Annotated in this window: 1 protein-coding gene; it reads left to right on the top strand. The window is 61.5% G+C overall.

Translation table 11 applies throughout. From position 1 onward, the window contains the following. Window positions 1-383 precede the first annotated feature (383 nt). Window positions 384-1,211: a helix-turn-helix domain-containing protein gene (locus ACFWPJ_RS31875; RefSeq protein WP_378857097.1), complete on the top strand. Its 828-nt coding sequence runs from the start codon at window positions 384-386 to the stop codon at window positions 1,209-1,211. The last annotated feature ends 596 nt before the right edge of the window (window positions 1,212-1,807 follow it).

Genomic DNA, 1,807 nt, shown 5'->3' with positions numbered 1-1,807 from the left:
TTCTCGGAGTGGAATGGCTTTCGACTTCCATCCAAGCGACGAAACCCGGTGGGGCGCTAGGGCGTTAGCTGACCGCAATTTGGCTATTCAGAAAATGAACACCTAAGAAATTGGACTACCCAGGACGTTCAGGCGTTAGCTGTCCATATGTTGATACTTCGAAAGCGGGCACAGAGCCCTCGTCGACCAGGTTTGAGAATCGCGTTCTACGTGCTCACCGACCATTTTCAGCGGCGAACAGTCACGTCCGCCGATGTTCGGTGATGAGAACTTGCCGCACGAAACCCTCTCTGGTAGAACAAAACTCGTCATCGGGGGGGTCCTGGTGCACACAGAAACCCACATTCCTGTGAGTTACGCCACACGAATCTTCTGGGGGAGATATGACAGAAGGATTTTCGCGACCACAACCACCGCAACGACGACGCCGGCGCGATCCCACGCCGCTTCACGTGTCGATTCCCAGCCTCGGCGCTACCTGCCGGTGGATCCGAGAAGACCGTGACCTCACTCGTGAGCAGGCAGCACGTGTGCTCAGGCTCAGCACCTCACACCTCAGGCGCATCGAGCGCGGTGTCTCGATGCCGCATCAGAACACCCTGCAAGCGATCATCCGCGGGTACCACTTGCCCCAGGCGATGGCCACGCACCTTCACGATCTCGTGATCCCGGCGATCCCGCTGACCCCGGTCGAACACTTGCGCACACATGTCCTCGCCGACACCGCCCTGACACTGAACCTCGAACGGTTCCAGGCCCGAGAAGTCCTCGCCTCCTACGTCGACCCCATGGGAAATATGCTGGCACGCAACGACTTGTTCGCCAACACCCTGACCGGGATCGACGGTATCGGATCGTTTCCGGTGTGGATGTTCAGCGAGCACAGCAAAGACGTGCTCATCGATCCCGAGAGCGAATGTTCCTGGTCGGTATCGATGCTGAAAGCTGCCCTGGGCCGACACCGAGCCTCGACGCAGGCACGAGACCTCGTCCACGCCATGGCCTCGATCAGCCAAGCCCAGCAGCAGTGGGCGGCCAGCTTGAGCGTTTCCCATGGCCGTGACTCCAGCTTCCTGATGCACGCATACGACGCCAGCCGCAACCCGGTCTCCTACCAGATCGCCATGACAGACGGTATCCTCGCCCAGCACATCCAACTGTTCACCGCCACCCCGGAGCCGTACTCCGGACCCGAACTCCACCAGCCCTAGCTGCCAAGCGATCCCGACCGGCGCAGCGACATCACCGCTGCGCCGGTCCAACTGTGGACGGCCGCAGGAGAACACCCCGACCGAATATGCGCCGTTGGCACTCCATTTCCCGCAGCGCGAGCGGAAACCTGATGGCGAACTCCGCTGATTTCAGGTTTCCTGGAAGCGGAAGAGCTATTGATCGGGCAGAACAGGTGCCCGATGCATTTTCACGATACGGCCGCGCCCCTTGCCCGGCGGCACGATTCTTCTGCGCTGTCAGCGCTCGTCCGCCTCTGCCATCGCCGGTGGCGTATCCTGGCGCGAGAAGGGGCCGACCTTTGCACCGAATTGAGTAACGCCGCACCATGTTTGCATGGCTTCCGACACAATTTGCCCCACCGGCCTCACACGAACGTCGGAGGTTCTCTCGGCGATTGCCGCCGATCTCGGACGCTGAGTAACCAGCACCGCATACGCGCGACTGGTGTCGATCACGACCGCAGGAACGATCGTGCCCGCTGAGCCACCACCCCCTCCGCCACCGGTACTTCCCCCGGGGGTGAGCCCCAGGGTCGCCCCCGCCCCCAAAGGCGGCCCAAGCCGATTTCTACAGC

The sequence above is a fragment of the Nocardia sp. NPDC058497 genome (genome assembly GCF_042720195.1).
GTDB lineage: Bacteria > Actinomycetota > Actinomycetes > Mycobacteriales > Mycobacteriaceae > Nocardia.
The sequence above is the reverse complement of the archived record's forward strand: the minus strand, read 5'-3'. Positions and strand labels throughout refer to the sequence as shown.

Coding starts and splice junctions, on each gene's coding strand:
- ACFWPJ_RS31875 (WP_378857097.1), top strand. CDS start 384: ATGACAGAAGGATTTTCGCGACCACAACCACCGCAACGACGACGCCGG.